This window comes from Gemmatimonadaceae bacterium (assembly GCA_036504815.1).
Classification (GTDB): Bacteria; Gemmatimonadota; Gemmatimonadetes; order Gemmatimonadales; family Gemmatimonadaceae; genus PNKL01.
Genome location: DASXUN010000014.1, coordinates 1 through 23,120 on the forward strand (window position 1 = coordinate 1; position 23,120 = coordinate 23,120).

General features: G+C 69.5%; 20 protein-coding genes and 2 tRNA genes. 20 read left to right on the forward strand and 2 right to left on the reverse strand.

Annotated features, from left to right (window positions below):
- Window positions 1–142: 142 nt before the first annotated feature.
- The 4 genes from VGJ96_07215 (at window position 143) to rplT (ending at window position 2,523) form a co-directional block, all read left to right on the forward strand.
- Window positions 143–1,033 carry an MBL fold metallo-hydrolase gene (locus VGJ96_07215; GenBank protein ID HEY3286897.1) on the forward strand — a complete coding sequence of 297 codons (891 nt, stop codon included), beginning with the start codon at window positions 143–145 and terminating at the stop codon, window positions 1,031–1,033.
- A 391-nt stretch (window positions 1,034–1,424) separates the two neighbouring features.
- Window positions 1,425–1,943, forward strand: coding sequence for a translation initiation factor IF-3 (gene infC / locus VGJ96_07220; GenBank protein ID HEY3286898.1), 519 nt, complete (start codon window positions 1,425–1,427; stop codon window positions 1,941–1,943).
- A 13-nt stretch (window positions 1,944–1,956) separates the two neighbouring features.
- Window positions 1,957–2,154, forward strand: a complete 198-nt coding sequence (gene rpmI, locus VGJ96_07225; GenBank protein HEY3286899.1) for a 50S ribosomal protein L35 — start codon at window positions 1,957–1,959, stop codon at window positions 2,152–2,154.
- Window positions 2,155–2,163: 9 nt separating this feature from the next.
- Window positions 2,164–2,523 (forward strand): 50S ribosomal protein L20, encoded by a 360-nt coding sequence (gene rplT, locus VGJ96_07230; GenBank protein ID HEY3286900.1) that lies wholly within the window; start codon window positions 2,164–2,166, stop codon window positions 2,521–2,523.
- Between the two features lie 118 nt (window positions 2,524–2,641).
- Here rplT and lpxD read toward each other — a convergent pair whose 3' ends face one another.
- Entirely contained in the window at window positions 2,642–3,691 is a 1,050-nt protein-coding gene (gene lpxD / locus VGJ96_07235; GenBank protein ID HEY3286901.1) for a UDP-3-O-(3-hydroxymyristoyl)glucosamine N-acyltransferase, read from the reverse strand.
- Window positions 3,692–3,859: 168 nt separating this feature from the next.
- Here lpxD and pheS point away from each other — a divergent pair, with 168 nt between their 5' ends.
- The 12 genes from pheS to recN all read left to right on the forward strand — a co-directional run bounded on the left by pheS (window position 3,860) and on the right by recN (window position 18,009).
- Window positions 3,860–4,885 (forward strand): phenylalanine--tRNA ligase subunit alpha, encoded by a 1,026-nt coding sequence (gene pheS, locus VGJ96_07240; GenBank protein ID HEY3286902.1) that lies wholly within the window; start codon window positions 3,860–3,862, stop codon window positions 4,883–4,885.
- On the forward strand, window positions 4,882–7,401 hold the full coding sequence (gene pheT, locus VGJ96_07245) for a phenylalanine--tRNA ligase subunit beta (protein HEY3286903.1): 2,520 nt from the start codon (window positions 4,882–4,884) through the stop codon (window positions 7,399–7,401). Before pheS ends, pheT begins: the two co-directional genes overlap by 4 nt.
- Entirely contained in the window at window positions 7,379–7,681 is a 303-nt protein-coding gene (locus VGJ96_07250; GenBank protein HEY3286904.1) for a hypothetical protein, read from the forward strand. The genes pheT and VGJ96_07250 overlap by 23 nt, the downstream gene beginning before the upstream one ends.
- Window positions 7,678–7,974: a cell division protein ZapA gene (locus tag VGJ96_07255; GenBank protein ID HEY3286905.1), complete on the forward strand. Its 297-nt coding sequence runs from the start codon at window positions 7,678–7,680 to the stop codon at window positions 7,972–7,974. The genes VGJ96_07250 and VGJ96_07255 overlap by 4 nt, the downstream gene beginning before the upstream one ends.
- 395 nt (window positions 7,975–8,369) lie before the next feature.
- Window positions 8,370–9,950 (forward strand): ribonuclease Y, encoded by a 1,581-nt coding sequence (gene rny, locus VGJ96_07260; GenBank protein HEY3286906.1) that lies wholly within the window; start codon window positions 8,370–8,372, stop codon window positions 9,948–9,950.
- Entirely contained in the window at window positions 9,940–10,839 is a 900-nt protein-coding gene (folD, locus tag VGJ96_07265) for a bifunctional methylenetetrahydrofolate dehydrogenase/methenyltetrahydrofolate cyclohydrolase FolD (GenBank protein HEY3286907.1), read from the forward strand. Before rny ends, folD begins: the two co-directional genes overlap by 11 nt.
- 31 nt (window positions 10,840–10,870) lie before the next feature.
- Window positions 10,871–12,190: an exodeoxyribonuclease VII large subunit gene (gene xseA / locus VGJ96_07270; GenBank protein HEY3286908.1), complete on the forward strand. Its 1,320-nt coding sequence runs from the start codon at window positions 10,871–10,873 to the stop codon at window positions 12,188–12,190.
- Window positions 12,187–12,399, forward strand: coding sequence for an exodeoxyribonuclease VII small subunit (gene xseB / locus VGJ96_07275; GenBank protein ID HEY3286909.1), 213 nt, complete (start codon window positions 12,187–12,189; stop codon window positions 12,397–12,399). The genes xseA and xseB overlap by 4 nt, the downstream gene beginning before the upstream one ends.
- On the forward strand, window positions 12,386–13,285 hold the full coding sequence (locus VGJ96_07280; GenBank protein ID HEY3286910.1) for a farnesyl diphosphate synthase: 900 nt from the start codon (window positions 12,386–12,388) through the stop codon (window positions 13,283–13,285). The genes xseB and VGJ96_07280 overlap by 14 nt, the downstream gene beginning before the upstream one ends.
- 57 nt (window positions 13,286–13,342) lie before the next feature.
- The gene (gene dxs / locus VGJ96_07285; protein HEY3286911.1) at window positions 13,343–15,247 is read left to right on the forward strand and encodes a 1-deoxy-D-xylulose-5-phosphate synthase; all 1,905 of its coding nucleotides are present in this window, start codon (window positions 13,343–13,345) and stop codon (window positions 15,245–15,247) included.
- On the forward strand, window positions 15,247–16,110 hold the full coding sequence (locus VGJ96_07290; protein HEY3286912.1) for an NAD(+)/NADH kinase: 864 nt from the start codon (window positions 15,247–15,249) through the stop codon (window positions 16,108–16,110). The genes dxs and VGJ96_07290 overlap by 1 nt, the downstream gene beginning before the upstream one ends.
- A gap of 201 nt (window positions 16,111–16,311) precedes the next feature.
- Window positions 16,312–18,009, forward strand: coding sequence for a DNA repair protein RecN (gene recN / locus VGJ96_07295; protein HEY3286913.1), 1,698 nt, complete (start codon window positions 16,312–16,314; stop codon window positions 18,007–18,009).
- On the opposite strand, the gene VGJ96_07300 is transcribed toward recN, so the two are convergent.
- Window positions 18,006–19,679: a hypothetical protein gene (locus tag VGJ96_07300; GenBank protein ID HEY3286914.1), complete on the reverse strand. Its 1,674-nt coding sequence runs from the start codon at window positions 19,677–19,679 to the stop codon at window positions 18,006–18,008. The genes recN and VGJ96_07300 overlap by 4 nt on opposite strands.
- A gap of 101 nt (window positions 19,680–19,780) precedes the next feature.
- Here VGJ96_07300 and VGJ96_07305 point away from each other — a divergent pair, with 101 nt between their 5' ends.
- The 4 genes from VGJ96_07305 to VGJ96_07320 all read left to right on the forward strand — a co-directional run bounded on the left by VGJ96_07305 (window position 19,781) and on the right by VGJ96_07320 (window position 23,063).
- Complete coding sequence (locus VGJ96_07305; protein ID HEY3286915.1) at window positions 19,781–21,523, forward strand: hypothetical protein; 1,743 nt, start codon at window positions 19,781–19,783, stop codon at window positions 21,521–21,523.
- The gene (gene galK / locus VGJ96_07310) at window positions 21,520–22,680 is read left to right on the forward strand and encodes a galactokinase (protein ID HEY3286916.1); all 1,161 of its coding nucleotides are present in this window, start codon (window positions 21,520–21,522) and stop codon (window positions 22,678–22,680) included. The genes VGJ96_07305 and galK overlap by 4 nt, the downstream gene beginning before the upstream one ends.
- Before the next feature lie 49 nt (window positions 22,681–22,729).
- A tRNA-Gly gene (locus VGJ96_07315) sits at window positions 22,730–22,802 on the forward strand.
- 176 nt (window positions 22,803–22,978) lie between these two features.
- Window positions 22,979–23,063: transfer RNA gene (locus VGJ96_07320), tRNA-Leu, on the forward strand.
- The last annotated feature ends 57 nt before the right edge of the window (window positions 23,064–23,120 follow it).

Consider the following 23,120-nt stretch of genomic DNA (forward strand, 5'->3'; position numbering starts at 1 on the left):
CGGGGAATGGGGGTGGGAACGAGGAGGGAGATCGCAGGCGCGCACCTGATCTCCCTCCTCGTTCCACGTCTCCCTCCCCGTCCCTTGGCCTCTACCCCCTCCCCGTTCCGATTAAGTTCAACTCATGTCCGCTCCCGTTCCCTTGGTCCAATCCCGCCGCATCGGCCGCTTTGCCGTGCATGCGCTGCAGGCCGGCGGGCAGATGCTCGATGGCGGCGCGATGTTCGGCGTGGTGCCGAAGCCGCTCTGGGAAAAGAAGATTCCCGCCGACGCCCGGAATCGTATTCCGATGGGCATGCGCTGCCTGCTCATCGAGCACGACATCGGGCTGGTGCTCATCGACACCGGGGCGGGGCACAAGGAGACCCCGAAGTTCCTCGACATCTACGGCATCGAGAATGACGGCCACGGCCAGCGCACGATGCTCGAGGCGGCGATCGTCGCGGCGGGGTTCCGGCCGGACGACATCGCGCTGGTGATCAACACGCACCTGCACTTCGACCACGCCGGTGGCAACACGGCCATTGAGAGCGACGGACGGGTGGTGAGCGCCTTCCCGAATGCGCGGTTCGTGGTGCAGGCGGGCGAGCGGGACTATGCGATGAACACCAATGAACGGACGGCGGCGTCGTACTTTCCGCGCAACTGGGAACCGATCCGCGAGGCGGGCCGGCTCGAGCTGATCGACGGATCCAAGGCGATCATTCCGGGCATCAGCGCGCTGGTCACGCCGGGACACGTGCCGTTTCACCAGAGCCTGCTCATCGACGGGGGGAGCGAGATGGCGTGCTTCCTGGGCGACGTGATCCCCACGCACATCCATATGCCGCTCCCGTGGATCATGGGCTACGACGTGGAGCCGCTCCGCACGCTCGAATCGAAGCGCGCCCTGCTCTCAACTGCGCTGGCGGAGAAGTGGCTGCTGATCTTCGAGCATGATGCCTCGGTGGCGTGGGGGTACGCGAGGCATGATGGGAAGCAGTACTACTGCGCGCGGAACGAGGAGGGGATGGAGGCCCGGCGAGGAGGTTAGGGAGTCGGAACGGGGAGGGGATGGAGGTTCGGCGAGGAGGTTGGGGAGTCGGAACGGGGAGGGAGATCGCTGGCGAGCAAGGGATCTCCCTCCTCGTTCCACGTCTCCGACCGCCTCGCTGGGCCTCTACCTCCTCCCCGTTCCGCCATCAAGTCAAGATTCCACACCAAGTTACCCCCGTTGACTTCCCCCTCCTTTGTAACTAGCTTCATTGGACAATCAGCCAAGTGGGCAAGCGGTCGCTTGCCCCACCCGTCGGCCACCGGCAGTTGCGGTGTGCTTCCGGAGTCCCGAGAGCGGCGGCGAGCACCCATGGTGCGCGTCCGTTGTCTATACGCGGATCCGGTTTCGGGTCCGCGTTTCTGTTTTCTCCATCTCGAGGTACCGAGTCATTCAGGATACCACCAAGCGGCCGCCGCGCGTCAACCGGCAGATTCGCATCAGCCCAGTGCGCGTGATCGGGGCCGATGGCTCACAGCTTGGCATCATGGAAGTGGACGTGGCCCTCGCGTCCGCGGTGGAGCAGGGGTTCGACCTGGTTGAAGTCGCCCCACTCGCCCGTCCGCCGGTGGTCCGCATCATGGACTACGGCAAGTACAAGTTCGAGATGGCCAAGCAGGCGCGTCAGGCCAAGAAGAAGCAGCACGTGATCCTCCTCAAGGAAGTGAAGTACCGTCCGGGAATCGAGGACCACGATTTCGACACCAAGACGCGCCATGCCCGGCGCTTCCTCGGTGAAGGCAACAAGGTGAAGGTGACGTTGATGTTCCGCGGCCGGCAGATCGCCCACCCCGAGTTGGGAAGGGCGGTGGTTGACCGAGTGGCCGCGGAACTTGCCGACGTGGCGAAGGTGGAAGTGGACGCCCGTCTCGAAGGCAAGTCGATGACGATGATTCTCACGCCCAAGTAAGCGAGGCTGTTACATGCCGAAGATGAAGCGACATGCTGGCGCCAAGAAGCGCTTCTCCGTGACGGGGAAGGGCAAGGTGCGCCGCCTGAAGGCCTACAAGAGCCACATCCTGACCAAGAAGACCGCCAAGCGGAAGCGCAACTTGCGGCGCGCCGCGATCGTCGCCACGAACGGCGAGGCGAAGAACATCAAGCGCCTCTTGTCGGCGTAAGGAGAGACCATGCCCCGCGTAAAGAGCAATCCGGTTCGCCTGCGCCGCAAAAAGCAGGTGATGAAGGCCGCCAAGGGCTACTTTGGCGCGCGCAGCAAGCTGTGGGGACCGGCCAAGGAGTCGGTCGAGCGCGCCTGGCGCTATGCCTATCGCGACCGCAAGAACAAGAAGCGCGAGTTCCGTAAGCTGTGGATCATCCGCATCAATGCGGGCGCCCACCTGAACGGGCTGAACTACTCGAACTTCATGAACGGCCTGGCGAAGGCCGGCATCGAGATCGATCGCAAGGTGCTTTCCGACATCGCCGTGATGGATCCGGTGGCGTTCACGGCGCTCGCTGAGAAGGCGCGCGCGGCGTTGAACGGCTAGGCGCTGAGCGGGTGACGGGAAACCGGCGGGAGGCTGATGCCTCCCGCCGGTTTCTGTTTGCGGGCGAGTGATGGCGGATGGCGGACGGCCGATGGCGGACGGCCGATGGCGGACGGGCCTACGGCTTCTCGGCCACCTCTTCGCTGGGTTTGGCGGTGAGGTCCGCCACCTGCTTCTCGAGTTCGCGCACGCGGCAGAGCAGATCGGGCAACTTTTGCAGGGCGATCCACTGACGCTTGGCCTGCTTGTCGGGCACGGCGGGGTAGCCGAGCACGGTCTGGCCGTCCTCGAGATCACGCGTGACGCCGGATTTCCCGCCGACGGTCACCTGGTTGCCGATCGTCAGATGCCCCGTGACTCCCGTCTGCGACGCGATCACGCAGTAGTTGCCAAAGGTGGTGCTCCCGGCAAAGCCGCACTGTCCCATGATGAGGCAGTGCTGGCCGAAGGTGACGTTGTGCGCCACGTGGACGAGATTGTCGATCTTGGTGCCGGCGCCGATCCGCGTGGCGCCAAGCGCCGCACGATCGATGGCGCAGTTGGCCCCGATCTCCACATCGTCCCCGATGATCACGTTGCCGATCTGGAGCATCTTCCGGTGCCGCCCCTGATCGAAGACGTAGCCGTAGCCGTCCGACCCGATCACCGTGCCGGCGTGAATCGCCACGCGATGCCCGATCTGCGTGCGTTCATACACGACGACATTCGGAAAGAGTCGCACGTCGTCCCCGATCTGGCAGTCGCGGCCCACATGATTGCCGCCGAGCAGGGCGGTGCGCGCGCCGATGGTGACGCCGGGGCCGACGATGCAGTACGCGCCGATGTGCGCCGTCGCATCGATCCGGGCGGTCGGCGCGACGATCGCCGTCGGATGGATACCCGGCTCCACCGCGTCCGGCGGATAGAAGAGCGGGAGCACCTTGGCGGCGGCCACCCGCGCATTGGCGACGCGAATGATCGTCTTGCCCGCCGAGGCATAACTGCCCGCGACGAGCACGGCGGACGCGGCGCTCGCGTCGGCAGCCGCAAAGTGATTGTCCTTCTCCGCGAAGGTCAGGTCTCCCGGGCGCGCCTGGTCCGCGGCGCTGAAGCCGCGGAGGGAAACGGTGCCGTCACCGATGACCTCGCCGTCGAGGTGCGCTGCGATCTGGGCCGCTGTGTACGTCATGGGGGTGCCCTGTGAGGACGGTTCGCCGATCAAGGAGCATACCATGGCGCACCGCCGCGAATCCCGCAACGCGGGCGGTCTGTCCTCGTCGGGGCGACTTTTCGCTAGATTTCTCCACCGGCTTGCGCTGCCTGCCATCCGCCTTCCGCCATCTGCCATCCGTCCCACATGACCCTCGACGAGTTCAAGTCCGCCGCTGAAGCGCTGCGCGCCGACGGCCCCGCCCAGGTGGCGGCCGCCGCGACACTCGACGCCTGGACCGACGCGCGCAACCATCTGGTGGGGCGCACGAGCGGCCGGCTGTCCGAGCTGATGACCGCACTGGGCACGCTCCCCAAGGAGGACCGCCGCGAGGCGGGCCAGCTGGCGAACTCGGTGAAGCAGGAGCTCGAGGCGCTGCTCGACGCGCGCCACGCCGAACTCGTGGCGGCGCAGCAGCAGGGACCGGCCATCGACCGCACGATGCCGGGCCGCGCCACGTGGCAGGGGACGGTGCACCCGGTCTCGCTCGTCATCGACGAAGTCGTCGAGATCTTCCGTGAGCTGGGGTTCACGATCGCCCTCGGCCCCGAGGCCGAGCATCCGTGGTACAACTTCGGCGCGCTCAACTTCCCGGCCGACCATCCGGCCATGGACCTGCACGACACGCTCTACCTCGACGACCTGGTGCTGCGCACGCACACCTCGCCGGTGCAGGTGCGCACGCTGCAGCAGTATCCGCCGCCGATCCGCATCCTCGCGCCGGGCAACGTGTATCGCGCCGATCCGTTCGACGCGTCGCACGCGCCGATGTTCGCGCAGGTGGAAGGGCTGGTGGTGGACGAGGGGATCACCTTCGCCGACCTGAAGGCGACGCTGACGCGCTTCGCCAACCGCTTCTTCGGCGAGACGAAGACGCGGTTCCGCCCGTCGTTCTTCCCGTTCACCGAGCCCTCGGCCGAGATGGACGTGCGTTGTGGGGTGTGCAAGGGGGCAGGGTGCGCAGTCTGCAAGGGAAGCGGCTGGGTGGAGATCCTCGGCTCGGGGATGGTGCATCCGGCCGTGCTCGAAAACGCCGGCATCGATAGCGAGCGGTACACGGGGTGGGCGTTCGGCATGGGGCCGGCGCGCACCGCGCTGGCCCGTCACGGCATTCCCGACATTCGCATTCTCTACGATTCGGATGTCCGCTTCCTGGAGCAGTTCGCCCGATGAACCTTTCGCATGAGTGGCTGAAGGCCTTCGTCCCGCACGCGCTCACCGCGGAGCAGGTGCGCGACCTGCTGACTGCGCACGCCGCGACCGTCGAGGGGTTCGAGCGCCTGCGCGCCGATCTTGCGCCGTTCGTCGTGGCGCGCGTCGTCGAGACGGAGAAGGTGCCCGACACCAAGCTGTCGTTCAACAAGGTGGACGACGGATCGGGGACGCTGCTCGAGGTCGTGTGCGGCGCGCCCAACGTGACGGCGGGCGCCGTCTATCCGTTTGCCCGCAGCGGTACGCTGATGCCGGCGGGATTCAAGATCGAGAAGAAGAAGATCCGCGGCTTCACCAGCAACGGCATGCTCTGCTCGGCCGCCGAACTGGGGCTGGGCGAAGACCACGCCGGGATCCTCGAACTGACCACCGATGCCGCGCCGGGCACGCCACTGCTCGACGTGCTGCCGCTGGGCGATGTGCGCCTGGTGCTCGATGTGCTGCCGAACCGGCCCGACCTGCTGTCGCACGTGGGTGCGGCGCGTGAGCTGAGCGCGCTCACCGGCGTCCCAATGCACACGCCGCACGCGGCCATGCTGCCGCCCGACGAGGCGTCGGCGCATCCGGCGATGGCCGGTGAGTTGGCGCGCGATCCGCGCGAGGCGAAGAGCGGCGGCGCTACTGTGCGTCTTGAAGACCCGGAGGGGTGCCCGCAATACCTGGGCGCGGTCATCCGCGGCATCACGGTGGGTCCGAGCCCGGCCTGGCTGCGTGAGCGCGTGGAGGCGGCCGGCGTGCGCTCCATCAACAACGTGGTGGACGTGACCAACGCGATCCTCCACGGCCTCGGCCAGCCGATGCATGCCTTCGACCTCGGCCGGCTCGCCGAACAGACGGTGGTGATCCGGCGGGCGCGCGCCGGCGAGAAGATGAAGACGCTCGACGGCGTGGAGCGCGCGCTCACCCCCGAGATGACGATGATCGCCGACGCGAAGCAGAGCATCGCGGTTGCCGGCGTGATGGGCGGGCAGGACTCCGAGGTGACGGCGCAGACGACCGATGTCTTCCTCGAGGTGGCGTACTTCGATCCCAGGCGCACACGCCTGACGCGGCGCGCGCTGGGGCTCTCCACCGACGCGAGCTATCGGTTCGAGCGCGGCATCGATCCCGCGGGCTTGCCCGATGCGATGCGCACGGCCATCGCAATGATTCTTGCGGTGGCCGGCGGCAAGGTGGACGGCGGCATCATGGCCGTCGGTGCGGCGCCGGCGGTGCGTGCGGCGGTGGGCCTGCGGCCGGCGCGCGTGCAGGCGGTGCTGGGGGCGTCGCTCAGCGAGGAGCAGATCACGCGGTACCTGACGAGCGTGGGCTTCCGCGTGCTGCGGCTTGGTGAGGGAGAAGGCGTCGAGAAGGGATGGCGGGGCGAGGACGTGGTTTTTTCCGCCACCCCCCCGTCGTGGCGGCACGATGTGACGCGCGAGGTGGACCTCATCGAGGAAGTCGCGCGGCTGCACGGCTACGACAAGCTCCCCGACACCATCGAGGCGTACCGCCCGACGACGGTTCCGGACCATCCACTGTTCATCACGAGCCGGCGCGTGCGCGATGCGCTGGTGGGGGCGGGGCTGGCCGAAGTGCGCCCGATGCCGTTCGTGAAGGGCGACGACGCGACGCACTGGCGCGTGACGAACCCGCTTGCGGAGGACGAGCCGCATCTGCGCGTGTCGCTGCTGGAGTCGCTGGCGCGGCGCGCGGAGTACAACCTGACGCGGATGCACGGGGACATTCGGTTGTTTGAAGTGGGGTCGGTCTTTCTGGGGAAGGGGCACGGGCACGGTGTGGTGCACGGGGCGGAGGGGCTGACGGAAGAAGTGCGCGTGGGGATCCTCATCATGGGGGCTCGCTATCCGGGGCATTTCGCGGACGGCGCGACGCCCGTGATCGACGCGTGGGACGCGAAGGGGATTGCCGAACGCGCGGCGCACGCGGCGTTCCCAGGGGCGCGCATTGGCGTCGAGCCCGGCGACGATGCCGCGCTCTGGACCATCACGTCCGACGGACGGCACGTGGGCGCGGTGACGCGTGTGGCGCTCGACGCGCCGGTGTGGGCGTCGGCGGCGTTCGGCGTGGAGATCACGCTGGGTGACATGCCGCTCGCGTATGTGGCAAAGCCGGGGACGTCGGCGCACGGCGGGACGCGACCCGCAATGCCGGCGCCGGCGCGCGCCGTGCGCTACACGCCGCTGCCGACGACGCCGGCGGCCATCTTCGACCTCGCCCTGCTGGTGCCGGATGCGATGCACGCCGCCGAGGTGGAGCGCGTGCTCCGCACGAGCGGCGGCGACATGCTCGAGTCGCTGGAACTGTTCGACGAGTTCCGCGGGGCCGGCATTCCCGAGGGGATGCGGTCGATCGCGTGGCGATTGACCTTCCGGCATCCGGAACGCACTCTACGCGACAAGGAGATCGACGGACGCCGGTCGCAACTGCTCAAGTCCCTGGAGAACCAGCTCGGTGTCAAACCCCGAACGGCCTGATATCGCCGCGTTTCAGGAGCTGCAGTTCCTCATCTATCAGGTGGGTGAGGAACTGAGCGGCTTCCGGAAACGCGCCCTCACCTCGGAACAGCGCCTGAAGGCGATTGCCACGGGCGCGCCCACCGGCGACCCGCTGGCGGCGGAGGAGCGAGTGGCGCAGCTCGAGGCGGAGAACGCGCGCTTGCGGGAGCGGTTGGCGACCGCCGAGGCGCACGTCGCCAAGATGCTGGACCAGGTGCGCTTCCTGCGGCAACAGCACGTGCTGGAGGGCGAACCGTGAGCATCAAGCACAGCACGCGGGTGACGATCTGCGGCGAGGATTACACCATCCGGTCCGATTCGCCTCCCGAGCACACGCGGGCGGTCGCGGCCTATGTGGACGCGAAGATCCGCGAGGTGCTGGAGAACGCGTCGGTCGTGGAATCGCACAAGGCCGCCATCCTGGCCGCGCTGCAGATCACCGATGAACTGTTCGAGGCGAAGAAGGGGCAGGAGGAGGTGGCGGAGTCGCTGCAGACGCTGTCGGGGGAGCTGAGGAGATGGCTTCCGCCAGCGAAGCGGCAGGCGAAGTAGAGGAAGGAGGGACGGGGGGCGGAACGAGGAGGGGGTAGGGGCCTCGGAACGGGAGAGGAGGGGCGGAACGAGGAGGGAGGTCTCCGGTGCGCGCGGGGGACCTCCCTCCTCGTTCCACATCTCGTCGCCCGTCCCTTCGCCTCGACCTCCTCCCCGTTCCGCCGCTCGTTGCTGACGTTGCGGCCTTCGGGCCGCAACGATAGCTTGCTAATGCGTCTCGGAGTCCGAGCGCGTAGGTACAAGCGGCCTCGGCAGTTAGCCCGCCCCGCTGCGCCCCTTTCGTCGGGGCCCGGTCGGTCGGGTGATTTGCCCATGCCCCTGTATTTCTCGCGCGGGAGGCTCCGCTACGTTCACATATAGCGGCGCTCGGTCGCGCCGCCCCTGGAGCATAACAAATGTCATTGACGATCATCGCCCTGATTGCGGGCGGCCTGGTGGCCAGCGCGATCACGTGGGTTGTTGGACGGAAGCTGGGTGCAGCGGCGGAGCGGGATGCGCGAAATGCGGCGCGCGAGACGGCCGAACAGATGGCCAAGCGGATCGTCACCGAGGCGGAACGCGACGCCGATGCGCTGAAGAAGCAGGCGGTCCTGGCGGGCAAGGAAGATGTGATGAAGGCCCGCGAGGAGTGGGAGGCGGAGGCGCGCCACCGCCGCGGGGAAATCGAGCTGGAGGAGAAGCGCCTGCTCGACCGCGAGGTGCAGCTCGACAAGAAGGTCGAGCTCCTCGAAGGCCGCGACCGTGACCTCGGACGACGGGCCAGCGACCTGGGGCGCAAGGAAAAGGGCGTCGAGGAGAAGCAGGCCGAGCTCGACAAGATGGTGGTCGACGAGCGCCGCCGTCTGGAGCAGGTGGCCGGCCTGTCGGCGCAGGAAGCCAAGGCCGAGCTGATTCGCCGGATGGAAGAAGAGGCGCTGGCCGACGCCGCCAACAAGATCCGCGAGATCCGCGAGACGGCCAAGCGCAACGCCGACCGTGAGGCCAAGAAGATCGTGGCGCTCGCCGTGCAGCGTATCGCCGCCGAGCATACGAGCGAGATCACGCAGACGGCGGTGCCGCTGCCGAAGGACGAGATCAAGGGGCGCATCATCGGGCGTGAAGGGCGCAACATCCGCGCCTTCGAGCTCGCGACGGGCGTGGACGTGATCATCGACGACACCCCCGACACGGTGGTGATCTCCTGCTTCGATCCGGTGCGCCGCGAGACGGCGCGCCTGGCGCTGTCGCGCCTCATCGAGGACGGGCGCATCCACCCGGGGCGCATCGAGGAAGTGGTGGAGAAGGCGCGCAAGGAGATCGACGCGGGCATCATCGAGACGGGCGAGCGCGCCGCGTACGACGTCGGCATCCACGGGCTGCACCCCGAGCTGATCAAGCTCGTGGGGCGCATGAAGTGGCGCACGTCGTACGGACAGAACATCCTCGACCACTCCAAGGAAGTGGCGCACCTGGCCGGCATCATGGCGGCCGAGCTGGGGCTCGACGTGGCGCTCGCCAAGCGCGGCGCGCTGCTGCACGACGTGGGCAAGGTGATGACGCACGAGCACGAAGGGACGCACGTGCAGCTGGGCGTCGAAGTGTGCACCAAGTACGGCGAGAGCCCGTTCGTGGTGAACTGCATCGCCGCGCACCACGACGACGTGCCGCACGAGAGCGAGGAGTCGGTGCTGGTGCAGGCCGCGGATGCCATCAGCGGATCGCGCCCGGGGGCGCGGCGCGAGGCGTTCGAGACCTATGTGAAGCGGCTCGAGGGGCTGGAGAAGATCGCCTCGAGTTACCGCGGCGTGGACCGCGTCTTCGCCATCCAGGCGGGACGTGAGGTGCGCGTGATCGTGAACCCTGACGATGTGGACGACCTGCGGATGCAGTCGCTGACCGACGAGATCGCGCGTCGCGTCGAGGCCGAACTGCAGTACCCGGGGCAGATCAAGGTCGTCGCCATCCGTGAGAAGAGGACGGTGGACATTGCCCGCTAACGTACTGGACGGCGTCGACGCCGCCAAACTCATCGATGGCATTGCCATCGCCAAGCAGGTGCGCGCCGAGGTGGCGGTGGAAGCCGCGGCACTGAAGGCGCGCGGCGTCACGCCCGGGCTGACGGTGGTGCTGGTCGGCGACGATCCGGCGAGCGCGGTGTACGTGCGCTCCAAGGAAAAGGCCTGCATCGAGGCCGGGATGAACGGCAAGACCATCCGGCTGCCGGCCGACACGCCGCAGGCCGACCTGCTCGCGCTCATCGACAAGCTGAACGCCGACGCGACGGTGCACGGCATCCTCGTGCAGATGCCGCCGCCGAAGCACATCGATCCGCAGGCGGTGATCCTGCGCATCGCCGCCGAGAAGGACGTGGACGGCTTTCATCCGGTGAACGTCGGCCGCATCTGGATTGGCGAGAAGAGCGGCTTCGCGCCGTGCACGCCGGCGGGCGTGATGGTGATGCTGCAGAGTGCGGGGGTCAAGGTGGCCGGGGCCAACGCCGTGGTGCTCGGGCGCTCGACGATCGTGGGCAAGCCGATGACGTCGCTGCTCGTCAACGCGAGCGCGACGGTGACGGTCTGCCACTCGAAGACCAGGGATCTCGCCGCGGTGACGCGCGGCGCCGACATCCTGATTGCCGCCATCGGCAAGCCGGAGTTCGTGACCGCCGACATGGTGAAGCCGGGGGCGGTGGTCATCGACGTGGGCATCAACCGCGTGGAAGACGCGTCGCAGCCGAAGGGCTATCGCATCGTCGGCGACGTGGCGTTCGGCGCGGTCAGCCAGGTGGCGTCCAGGATCACGCCGGTGCCGGGCGGGGTGGGGCCGATGACGATCGCGATGCTGCTCAAGAACACGGTCCGCGCCGCGGCGCAGGGCCTGGCGTGAGCCCACACTGCGCCTTCCGGCCGGGGCAGCGGTGAACAGCCGCCGCGGCGCGTCGCCGCGGCGAGGGCCGGCGCCGTCGTTGTTTGACGGCGCCGGTTCGTTGGATGGCTCGGAGTTGTCGCTGCGCGACGCGGCGCCGGGGGAGAGCCCGGAAACCGCCATCTCCGTGCTCGACCTCACGACGCTCGCCAAGGCAGTGCTCGAGGGCGGAATCCCGACGGTCTGGATCCGCGGCGAAGTGTCGGGCTTCAAGCGCTACTCGAGCGGCCACTGGTACTTCACGCTGAAGGACGCGTCCGCGGCGGTGTCGTGCGTCGTCTGGGCGAGCGACACCTTCCGCATTCCCGCGCAGCCCGACGAGGGAATGCAGGTGATGGCGCGCGGCCAACTCACGGTCTATCCGGCGCAGGGGCGCATGCAGTTCATCGTGCGCGCGCTGGAAGCCGAGGGCGAGGGACTGTGGCGCAAGGCGTTCGAGGAGACGCGCGCTCGGCTCGAGAAGGACGGCCTGCTCGATCCGGCGCGCAAGCGCCCGATCCCGCGCTTTCCCTCCCGCGTGGCGGTGGTCACGAGCCCGGACGGGGCCGCCCTGCATGACATTCGTTCGGTCATCGCGCGGCGCAATCCTTCGGTGGACCTCATCGTGGTGCCCGCGGCGGTGCAGGGCGACGCGGCGCCCGCGTCACTCACCGCCGCGCTCGAGCGCGTGGCGCGCTGGCGGGGCGCAGACGTGGTGATCGTGGGACGCGGCGGTGGCTCGCGCGAAGACCTGTGGGCGTTCAACAACGAGGGGGTGGCGCGGGCGATCGCGGCCTGCCCGATCCCGACGATCAGCGCCGTGGGGCACGAAGTCGACGTGACGATCGCCGATCTCGTGGCCGACCTGCGCGCGGCGACGCCCTCGGCGGCGGCAGAGGCGGCCGTCCCGGTGCTCGACGAACTGGTCGAATGGCTCGGCGCGCTGCGCAACACGATGACCGGCGGCGTGGAACGCCGTGTGGTGACGGCGCGGCGCGAGTTGCGCCGCTTCGCGGGCGACCTGGCAATCCGCGCCCGACGGAGCGTTGAGCGGCGTCGCGCGCTGGTGCAAACTGTGGCGGGACGGATCGACGCGCTGAGCCCGCTCAACACGCTGGCGCGCGGCTATGCCGTGGCGCGCGACGCGCAGGGGCATGCGCTGGGCTCGGCGGACGCCTTCCGCGTGGGGCAGGCGTTCACGCTCGTGTTGCGCGACGGCCAGGTGGATGCCGCGGTGACTGGTGTGCGGGTAGGGGGGCCAGCGGGCCCGGGGGGGCCTGGAGTAACGCCGGCACCTGCGGCGACGCCATCAAAAAGGAGAGGGGTTAAATGAGCTTCGAGACGGATCTCGAGCGGCTGGAGCAGATTGCCGCGGCCCTCGACCGCGCGGACCTCTCGCTGGACGAGTCGCTCGCGCTCTTCGAGGAAGGCATCAAGCGCCTGCGTGCCGCCTCCGAGGCGCTCGCCAAGGCCGAAGGGCGCGTGACCACGCTCGTGGAACAGGCGAACGGGGCGCTCGAGGAGCGCGATGCCGACCAGTAGCACCCCGCCGTATCTCTCGACCGCGCGCGTGCGTGTGGCGCACGCGCTCGAGTTGCTCTGCGCGCGGGCGCTGCCCGCCCTCGGCGGCGCCGTCGGCGACGCCATGCGCTACTCGATCACGGGCGAAGGGAAGCGCCTGCGCGCCGTGCTCGTGCTCTCGGCCTACGAGGCGTGCGGCGGGACGGGCGACGTGGCGCCGCTCGCCGCGGCCGTGGAGGTGGTGCATGCCTACTCGCTGGTGCACGACGACCTCCCCTGCATGGATGACGACGACTTGCGCCGCGGACGGCCGACGGTGCACAAGGCTTTCGGGGTGCCCGTCGCCACGGCCGCCGGGATGGCGATGGTGCCGCTTGCCGCTCGCGCCGCCTGGGAGGCGGCGCAGGCGCTGGGGCTCCATGCGGCGTCCACCGGCGAGATCGTCCGCGTGTTGATGCGCGCTTCCGGAGCCGGCGGGATGATTGGCGGGCAGCTGCTCGATCTCGAGGGCGAGGGACGGCACCTGTCGTACGAACAACTCGAACGCATCCATCGATGCAAGACGGGGGCGCTGATCGAGGCCTCCGTGACGATCGGCGCCCTCGCCGCCCGGGCGCCCGCGGGGCATCTCGCGGCCTTCGGGCGCTACGGGCAGTGCATCGGACTCGCCTTCCAGATTGCCGATGACGTGCTGGACGTGACCGCGACCAGTGATGAACTTGGCAAGACGGCCGGCAAGGACGTCGCCTACCAGAAAAGCACCTATCCGGCCCTGCTCGGCGTCGAGGGAGCCATCGCCCGCGCCGCGGCGTTGGTCGAGGAGGGGTGCCAGGCACTCGCCGAGGCCGGCGTTTTGACCCGGTCGCTCGAGGCGACCGCCCGCTACATCATCGCACGGCGCTCCTGACGACAGGCCGGCGTCGTGCGACCGGTATAGATTTCTCCAGACTTTCCCGCTGCCTTCATGACTGTCCTCTCGCGCATCAACTCCCCCGCCGATCTCAAGGCGCTCTCGTCGCCCGAGCTCAAGCAGCTCGCCGCCGAGGTGCGGGAGTTCCTCATCGAGACCTGCTCGACCACCGGCGGCCACATTGGCGCGGGGCTGGGCGTCGTGGAGCTCACGGTGGCCCTGCATTACGCCTTTGACGCGCCCCGCGACCAGCTGGTCTGGGACGTCGGGCACCAGGGCTATCCGCACAAGGTGCTGACGGGCCGTCGCGACCGGATGCAGACGCTGCGGCAGGAGGGCGGACTCTCGGGCTTCCTCAAGCGCAGCGAGAGCGAATACGACGCCTTCGGGGCGGGACACGCCGCCACGTCGATTTCGGCCGCCCTCGGCATTGCCGCCGGGCGCGACCTGAACCAGGCCAAGTTCAAGGTGGTCGCCATCATCGGCGACGGCTCGATGGGCAGCGGGCTCGCGTACGAAGGACTCAACAACGCCGGCGCGGCCGACCGCGACATCATCGTGGTGCTGAACGACAATGAGATGTCGATCGCGCCCAATGTCGGCGCGATGCATCGCTACCTGACGTCGGTGCAGCGCAATCCGCTCTACAATCGCCTGCGCAGCAGCCTCGGCACCATCTTCGAGCAGCACGACAAGGGGAAGGGCGCCATCCACGATATCGGCGCCGTCGTGAAGAAGTGGGAGGAGAGCGTCAAGGCGTTCCTGACCCCGGGCGTGCTCTTCGAGGAGCTGGGGTTCCGCTACTTCGGTCCCATCGACGGCCACGACATCGACGGCATGATCGAGACCTTCCGCGCAGTGCGCGAGTTCAAGGGGCCGCGCCTCGTGCACGTGATCACGCAGAAGGGGAAGGGATTCCCGGCGGGCGAGCACGGCGAGAAGTGGCATGCGCTTCCGCCCGGGCACGACCCGGCGACCGGGAAGCAGCTCACGGCGTCGAAGGCGAATCCGAATTGGACGACGGTCTTCGGCCGCGGCCTCTCGGAGCTGATGGAGGAAGAGCCCACGCTCGTCGCGATCACGGCGGCGATGCCCAGCGGCACCGGCGCCAACATCGTGCAGAAGGCGCATCCGGCGCGCTTCTTCGACGTGGGCATTGCAGAGGGGCACGCCGTGACGTTCGCCGCGGGGATGGCGACGCAGGGACTGCGCCCCGTCACCGCCATCTACTCCACGTTCCTGCAGCGCGGCTTCGACAGCATCGTGCATGACGTCGCCATCCAGCACCTGCCGGTGATCTTCTGCCTCGATCGCGCCGGGCTGGTGGGCGAGGACGGCGAAACGCATGCGGGACTGTACGACATCGCCTATATGCTCGCGATTCCGGGAATGACGGTGACGGCGCCGGCGACGGGGACCGAATTGATCGGCCTGTTGCGCACCGCGATGGCGCACCGGGAGGACCCGTTCAGCATTCGCTATCCGCGCGACGCGTCGCCCGACCTCGTCGGGTCGGCGCGCGACATCGAGGCGGTGCCGTACGGCAGCTGGGACGTGCAGCGCAAGGGCCACGACGAGGTGGCGGTGCTGGCCGTTGGCACGATGGTGGCGGAGTCGCTGAAGGCCGCGGAGCGGCTGGCCGCCGAGGGGATGGACGTGACGGTCGTGAACTGCCGGTTCCTGAAGCCCGTCGACCAGGCGTCGCTGGCCGCGCTGGTGCGCGACCACCGGACGCTGCTCGTCGTCGAGGAAGGGACGGTCGTGAACGGCTTCGGCGCGTATCTGGCCACGCTCGTCGAGCAGATCGAGCCGTCGGTGCGCGTGGTCGCGCACGGCGTGCCCGACCGGATCGTCTACGCCGCCTCGCGGGCGCGACAGCTGGCGGAGTGCGGACTCGACGCCGAAGGCATCGCGGCCAAGGTGCGCGCGCTGCACGACGCCACGGCGCTGGCCGGCTGATGCGCGTCGGCGTCATTGCCCACATTGGCTTTGGCGGGCTCCCGGAGCTCGTCACGGAGCTGGCGACGCAGGCACCCGCGCTGGGGCTCGACCTGTCGTACGAGTCGGACCTGCTGCCGATTGCCGGGCGCGGCGCCGCCTTGCTCAGCGCACCGCAGACGCTGGATGCGATGCTGGCTTTTGGCGGAGACGGCACGTTGCTGCGTGCGGCGCGGCTGCTCGATGGCGCGCCCGCGCCGATCTTTGGCGTGAACACGGGGAAGCTGGGCTTCCTCACCACGTGCCGCGCGGATGAGTTCGCCACCGTGCTGCCGCGCTTCGCGCGCGGAGAGTTCACCGCCGAGCAGCGCATGGCGCTCGAGGCGCAGGCATACGACGCATCGGGCCCGGTGGGGCCGCGACTGCGGGCGCTCAACGACGTCGTCCTGCACAAGGGCGGGTTCGCGCGGGTGCTGCGCCTGACACTGACGGTCAGCGGCGAGCCACTGGGCCTGATTGCGGCCGATGGCATCGTGATCTCGACGCCGACCGGCTCGACTGCCTACTCGCTGTCCGCCGGCGGTCCCGTGGTAGACCCGTCGCACGAGTCCATCGTGGTCACGCCCGTTGCCGCGCATGCGCTGGCGGTCCGTCCCTTCGTGCTGCCGCCGCACGCGGTGGTGGATGTGAAGCCGGATGATGCGCCCGAGGAGGTTTTGGTGACGGTGGACGGGCAGGTGGGAACCAAGCTTGGCCCGAACCAGAACCTCGTGGTGCGACGCTCGACGCATCCCGTGAACATCGTGCGGGTGGACCAGACGACCTTCTTCGGCCGCCTGCGGGCGAAGATGGGATGGGGTGGGATTGCGGAGAGGGATCGCTAACGGGCTTGCCGCTGATTTGGGATTGGGAACTCGGATTGCGATTGAGGATTGCGAATACGGATTGCGATTTGCGATTTCCGCCATCCGCCATCCGCCATCCGCCCTCTGCCATCCGCCATCCGCCATCTGCCGTCATCCGTCGCCGTTGTCCCCCTTCCGTCTCCCGTCTCCCGTCTCCCGTCTTCCGTCTGCCTCAACCCCGTGCTAGCCGAACTCCGCATCCGCAACTTCGCCATCATCGACAGCGTCGTCCTGCCGCTAGCGCCGGGGCTGAACGTGCTGTCGGGCGAGACGGGGGCGGGGAAGTCCATCATCGTTGGCGCGCTGGGGCTGTTGATCGGGGAGCGGGCAACCGCCGACCTGGTGCGCCCGGGTGCGGAGCGCGCGGTCGTCGAGGGCACCTTCGACATCGGCGATGCGCCGGAGATGCGCGCGCTGCTCGATGAACGCGGCATTGATTGCGACGATGGCGTGCTGATGCTGAAGCGCGAGGTGCCGGCGTCCGCCGGCGGGCGCGCGCGGGCGTGGATCAATGGCACCGGCGTGACGGCGGCCGTGCTCGCCGATGTCGGGCGCGCGCTCGTGAACGTGCACGGCCAGCATGAGGCGCAGTCGCTCCTCGATCCCGAGGCGCAGCGACGCATCCTCGACGCCTTCGCCGGTGCGCAGGGGCAGGTGGCCGCCGTCGCGAAGGCCCACGCGACGCAGGTCGCGGCCCGGCACGCGGTCGCCGACCTCGTGGCGCGGCGCGACGCCGCGCACAAACGGGCCGACTACCTGCAGCACGTGGCGCACGAGATTTCCGAGGCCAGGCTGGTGGAGGGGGAGGAACAGAAACTCGACGACGAGGCGCGCCGCCTCACGCACGCGGAGGAGCTGCGAGCGCTGGCGAGCGAGCTGTCGGGGGTGCTGGAGGGCGATGAGGGCGCCGTGCTGGCGCAGCTGGGCCACCTCCAGAAGCCGCTGGGATCGCTGCAGCGCATCGATCCGTCGGTGGCGCGCCTTCAGGAGCTCTACGACGCGGCGTACTACGCGCTCGAGGAACTGGCGCGCGAGGTGGCGGCGTACGCCGAGACGGTCGAGCACGATCCGGCGCGCCTGGCCGACGTCGAACGCCGGCGGGACCTGCTCTTCCGGCTCACCAAGAAATACGGCGGCACCATCGCCGCGGTGCTGGAAACGGGACGCGAGGCGCGGGCCGAACTCTCGCTGCTCGACAGCGCGGCGCTCGACCTGCGGGAATTGAGCGAGAGCGCCGCGGCGGCGGAGGCGGCGGTGCACGAAGCGGCACGCGCGCTCAGCAAGGCGCGACAGAAGGCGGCGTCACGCCTGGCCAAGGAAGTCGAGGCGCAGTTCCCCGGCCTCGGCCTGGAGGACGGACGCTTCCACGTATCGCTCACCGCGCGGCCGGAAGTCGGCGCCACGGGCGCCGAGGACGTGGAGTTTCGCGTCGCGCTGAACGTCGGCCATGACGCGCGCCCGCTGTCGCGCGTCGCATCCGGCGGCGAACTGGCGCGCGTGATGCTCGCGCTCAAGACGATCCTCGCCGGCGTGGACCGGGTGCCGACGCTGATTTTCGACGAAGTGGACGCCGGCATCGGCGGCAAGGTGGGACAGCAGGTGGGCGATGCGATGCGCCGCGTCGCGGCGCACCACCAGGTCTTCGCCATCACGCACCTGCCGCAGATCGCCTCGCGCGCGCACCACCACATCCGGGTGCGCAAGGGCGCCAAGGACGGCGTCACGACCGCCGACATCGAGGTGCTCGACGGCGATGCCCGCGTGGAGGAAATCGCGCGCATGCTGGGGGGCGACGCCGACAGCGCCACGAGCCGCGCGCATGCGCGGGAGCAGCTGGCCGCCGGCGGCGGTGTGCCGCGTCGACGCTCGACGAACTAGCGCCTTCCCCAGATCCGCGGATACCAGCGCACCGTGACCACGTCGCGGCTCAGGTGCGAGACGCGCCAGCCGTTGCCGGTCAGCGTCTGCTGGTGCTCGTACGACACGTCGAAGGCAACCTTCGCGTGCCCCTCGTGGGCGGCCGCGACCGTCGAATAGGTGCCGCCGAGCGCGACGCGCTGTTCGGTCCAGTCGGTGCCGGACGCCCAGGCCTGCACGTCGGCGCTCTCGACGGCGCCTGCGATGCTGGCCGGCAGCGCGGCGGTAGACCAGCGGTCGGCCGCCTGTCGGGCGAATGTCCAGCTGGCGCCGAGCCAGATGTTGCGCGCGAGCGCCACGCGCGGCGTGACCGAGATGTCGAGCCGCGCGCCCGGTGTGCGCGTGAGTTGCACCTCGCGGTCGGCGGGCACCAGCGGAAATGGCACGCCGCCCACCGAAGGCGCGGTCGCCGACGGAATGCGCGCGGCATACTCCTGCGCCTGCGCATTGTCCACGCCGACGACGATGCTGGCCGAGAAGCGCTGATTGTAGAAGAGATCGGTGAACGACTGCAGGGTGAATCCGCTCCCGCCCTCGCCGGCGACCGGCGCGAACGGTTCATCGGCGTCCGGCGACGATCCGCCGCTGAGGCGAACGGTCGCGCCGACGGATTGCCGCACGGCAAAGCCGCGGATGATCGCCGAATCGGCACCGAGCATGTCGAAGACGCGGGCCTTGGCGTGCAGCGAGACTTCGCCGAGTCCGTACGCGTGCACGGCACGCAGGGGGCGCAGGCGATAGCCGTACAGCGAGTCGGTCAGCAGCGTGGCGAGGTTGCCGTGGGAGAACAGGGCCGCCGCCACCGGGCCTTGCGTGCCGATGGCGGTGATGCCGAGCGCGGCGAACTGATCGCGATAGCCCTGCACCCGCTGATCAATGGCCTGTTGCGCCGCGCCGTTCGCCACCGGCACGAACGGGAGTCCGGCGGAATTCCTGCGCCCACCGTACAGCTGGTTCAGCGCCGCGGCAAACGCGGCCGCGTTGCTCACCAGCGTCTGGGCGCCGGCCACGTTGGCGGCGATGGGCGCACAGCCGGTGGCCGTCGGGCCCGCCTGGCACTGCGCGATGCGGCGCGTCGTCTGTGCGAGGGCGCTGTCGAACTGCGTCAGGAGCGCCGTGTTGCGGTCGCGGGCGGATTTGTTGGCCCAGGCGGGGTTGAATCCCATCGAGCCCTCCACGCGCCCCGCATTCAATTGGATCCTCGGTTCGATGGCATGGTTGGCCACGCGCAGCTGCGCGCCGATGGTGAGGCGCGCCATCACGCCAACCTCCGCGCTCAACGCGGCGTCGGTTGAGGCGTCTCGACGCCCGATCGCCAGCGCCCCCAACGACGGGTCGAAGCCCGCGACTCCCGAAAGCGCGGAAACGAGCGGCGCCGCCGCGGCAAGGCTCGCGTCGTAGCCCCCGTTCCACGACGCGGCGCTCGCGCTCGCGCCGAGGGGACGCAGCTTGCCGCTGGCATCGTAGCGCTCGTTGGCGCGATCCCAGAGGGCGCTCGTGCCAATGCGCAGGACGCCGGTGGGGAGCGTGGAGGCGTCGCCGCCGATGCCAAGGGCGCGCTGGGCCGCCGCCGGGGCGGCGGCGAGCAGCAGGGCGGGCAGGGCGAGCTGGACGAGTCTCCGATGCATCATCACGACGGGGCGGTGGGTTGGGGAACCCGCTAAGTTTGGCAAGACAACGGCAACCCTGAAACCTAATGCGCGACGCTTCGCTTCCGACTATCCCCTGGCAGGTGACCGGCAATCATTGGGTGGCGCTCCCGTGCGTACACCCGGTGGACGGATCGGTTCACGCCCTCGGGATCCTGCATCGCGGGGCGCGCTCGGCGGTGGAATTTGCCGGCGGCGCCGACTTTCTGGCGGGTGGCGGCCCCGCGCTCCTTCGTCCCGTGCTGTCGGTGGCCGGCGAGCGCATCGAACTGGCGCAGGGCGGCATCGCGTGGGAGCGCGCCTTCCACTGGCTGCCCACCTTCACGGCCACCGTCGGGGAGCTGATCATCCGCGGGACGCTGTTTGCGCCGTATGGGCTCGACTCCGACATCGCCGGCTCCGTCTATGCGCTGGCGGTGGAGAATCGCGGGAGCGCGCCGATTGGCGTGTCGCTCGCGCTCGAGGGAACGCTGGGCCATCGCCAGGTTCGCGTGCGCACGCCGCGCCCCCTCGAGGACGCGCCGCGCATCAGCGAGGGGATGGACGGCGTGGTGATCCTCGACGGCATGAGCGCGCCCGGCCTCGCGGCGCTGGCCATCGCGAGCGACGAGCGCGGGGCGGTCAGCATCACCGCCGGCGCCGCGCCGGCCTACGCGATTGCCCGTGACTTCGTGGTGGAGGGTGGGTCGCGCATCGAGTGCGCGTTCTACATCGGCGCGGGGCCCGAACGCGACGGGGCACAGGCCATCCTCGGCGTGCTGCGCCGGCGCGGCTGGCGCGCCCTGCTATCGGCCACGCGCGAGGCGCTCCGCGCTCTCGAGCAGAGCACCGGCAACGAGTCGCTGGACCTGCTGGTGAACCGCAACCTGCTCTTCGCGTATTTCTACGGCGTGGCGCGCGCGCTCGACGACGCGCAGTACTACCTGGTGCGCAGCCGCGCGCCGTGGCATCCCGCCGGCGTGACGATCCGCGACTGGGAAGCGCTGTGCTGGACGGTGCCCGCCGTGCAGCTGGCCGATCCCACCCTGGCCCGCGAACTGATTCTCCGCGCCTGCGAGGTGCACGGCTACGCGCCGGGGCAGGGGACGCACTACTTCGACGGCACGCTCTTCGAGCCCGGCTTCACGCTCGAGGGCTGCGCGTCGTATGCCATCGCCGTCGACCGCTACATCCGCGACACCAACGATGACCGCGTCGTCGAGGAGCCGGTGCTGGCCGACACCCTCTATGTGTCGAACGACGACCTGATGGCGCGGCGCGACAAGGATCACCCGCTGTATCACACCGAGGTGACGCTGCGCGGCGACCGTCCGCCGCTGCCGTTCACCCTGCACGGCAATGCCGTCGTCGCGTACGCGCTCGACTGCCTCAAGCGCACGCTCGACGAAGAGGCGGCGAAGGCGCTGCAGGACCCCGAAGGGGTGCGCGCCGCGCTGCGGCGGCACTTCGCCCCTGGCGGGGCGAAATCCGCGTTCGTGGCGGCGAGCGATCTCGGCGGCAAGGTGAGCGAGGCCGACGATCCCGTGGGCTCGGCGCTCTGGCTGCCGCTCTACGAGACCATCGAGCGCAGCGACTCGACCTACCGGCGCACCGCCAAGAAGATCGTCGAGCCGGAGTACCTCGCGCAGCAACTGGCCCGCCTGATGGGACCCGATGCCAGCGAGGTGCTCGAGTGGCTGCGGCGGGCCCCGCTGTCGCTCGGCGTGGCCGCGGAGCGCGTGGACGCCGAGGGGCAGGCGACGGCGGGGGGCGGCGATGCCGCGCTGTCGGGGCTGCTGGCCTACGCCACCTGGTTTGCCGTCCACGCCTTCGGGGTGCGGCCGTGACGGTTGCGCGCGCGGGGGGCGTCGCGGACGACGCGCGACGCCACTTCGAGAAGTCATTCGGCGGCGAGCCCACGCTGGTGGCATCGGCGGCGGGGCGCGTGAACCTGATCGGCGAGCACGTGGACTACAATGGCGGGGTGGCGCTGCCGATCGCCATTCAGCGTCGCACCGCCGTCGCCATTCGGCGGCGGGACGGTGACGCCAAGGTGACGCGCCTCAACTCCGGCGGAACCGGCGGCGTGCTGCGAATCGATCATGCCAAGCTGGCCCGTCGCCGCAAATGGACCGACTATCCGTCGGGCGTGCTCGATCAGCTCGTGGGCGCCGGTATCGACCTGCCCGCGTTCGATGTCGCCGTGGCGAGTGACGTGCCGTCGGGGAGCGGGCTGAGTTCGTCGGCGGCCATCGAGGTGGCCTTCGATTTCGCGGTGCGCTCGCTGCTGGGCCTGGACACCGAGCCGGTGGCGCTGGCACTGGAGTGTCAGCGCGCCGAGCGCCAGTTCGTGGGCGTGCCGTGCGGCGCGATGGACCAGCTGTCGGCCGCCTGCGGGCGGCAGGGGCACGCGCTGCACATGCAGTTCGAGCCCGTGCAGGTGCGCCCTGTGCCGTTTACGGAGTCGGTGCTGGTGGTCGACACCGCCGTCCCGCGCAGCCTGCGGGGCTCGGCGTATTCGGAGCGCGTTGCCGAATGTGCCGCCGCGCTGGCGGGCATCCAGCGCCTCGCGCCCGAGGTGCCCACGCTTGCGGCCGCGACGCTTGAACAGGTGGAGCGCGCGGAGATGCCGGAGATCTCGCGCCGGCGCGCGCGGCATGTGGTATCCGAATGCGAGCGGGTGCGGCAGGTGGTCGCCGCGCTGGCGGCGGGGGCGCGTTTCCCCGGCGAACTGGCGCTCGCGTCGCACCGCTCGCTGCGCGAGGACTATGACTGCTCGTCGCGCGAACTCGACTGGGTGGTGGAGTACGCCGCGCGCCAGCCCGGCATCAGCGGCGCCCGTCTCACCGGGGCGGGGTGGGGTGGGTGTGCCATCGCCCTCGGCGACGCCGACGCCCTCCTGGCGCTGCAGGATTCGCTTCCCGAACAGTATGAGCGGGCCATCGGGCACCGCCCTCGCACCTGGATCGTTTCGGCCGACGATGGCGCCCGGCTGGAGCGCTGAGTCGGAACCCGTTGCCGCGGCGCGCCGACGGCGATAGAATGCGTGGCACGCGGGAATAGCTCAGTTGGTAGAGCACAACCTTGCCAAGGTTGGGGTCGCGGGTTCGAGTCCCGTTTCCCGCTCTGGAGAGAAACAACAGAGAGACAACAGAAAAACAACAGAGAGACAACAGACACAGCGGGCGGGGGCCGGTGAGGCTTCCCGCCCGTTGGCCATTCCGTAGCTTTATCGCAGATCGCAGTCCTGAATCGGAGTCCTGAGTCCCGTTCCGGATTCCCGATCCTCAGTCGCAGTGCCTGCCGGGGTGGCGAAACTGGCTAGACGCGAGGGACTTAAAATCCCTTGGGTGCAAACCCATCCGGGTTCGATTCCCGGCCCCGGCACTAAGACGCCGATGGTCACGATGAAGCCAGACGGGCGGCGAGCACGGCGCGGCGGCC

What these genes read in the sequence shown, in the direction of transcription:
- lpxD (HEY3286901.1), bottom strand. Translation starts at nt 3,691, where the DNA reads ATGACGTACACAGCGGCCCAGATCGCAGCGCACCTCGACGGCGAGGTC.
- rpmI (HEY3286899.1), top strand. Translation starts at nt 1,957, where the DNA reads ATGCCGAAGATGAAGCGACATGCTGGCGCCAAGAAGCGCTTCTCCGTG.
- rny (HEY3286906.1), top strand. Translation starts at nt 8,370, where the DNA reads ATGTCATTGACGATCATCGCCCTGATTGCGGGCGGCCTGGTGGCCAGC.
- xseB (HEY3286909.1), top strand. Translation starts at nt 12,187, where the DNA reads ATGAGCTTCGAGACGGATCTCGAGCGGCTGGAGCAGATTGCCGCGGCC.
- VGJ96_07290 (HEY3286912.1), top strand. Translation starts at nt 15,247, where the DNA reads ATGCGCGTCGGCGTCATTGCCCACATTGGCTTTGGCGGGCTCCCGGAG.
- rplT (HEY3286900.1), top strand. Translation starts at nt 2,164, where the DNA reads ATGCCCCGCGTAAAGAGCAATCCGGTTCGCCTGCGCCGCAAAAAGCAG.
- VGJ96_07280 (HEY3286910.1), top strand. Translation starts at nt 12,386, where the DNA reads ATGCCGACCAGTAGCACCCCGCCGTATCTCTCGACCGCGCGCGTGCGT.
- dxs (HEY3286911.1), top strand. Translation starts at nt 13,343, where the DNA reads ATGACTGTCCTCTCGCGCATCAACTCCCCCGCCGATCTCAAGGCGCTC.
- pheT (HEY3286903.1), top strand. Translation starts at nt 4,882, where the DNA reads ATGAACCTTTCGCATGAGTGGCTGAAGGCCTTCGTCCCGCACGCGCTC.
- pheS (HEY3286902.1), top strand. Translation starts at nt 3,860, where the DNA reads ATGACCCTCGACGAGTTCAAGTCCGCCGCTGAAGCGCTGCGCGCCGAC.
- VGJ96_07300 (HEY3286914.1), bottom strand. Translation starts at nt 19,679, where the DNA reads ATGATGCATCGGAGACTCGTCCAGCTCGCCCTGCCCGCCCTGCTGCTC.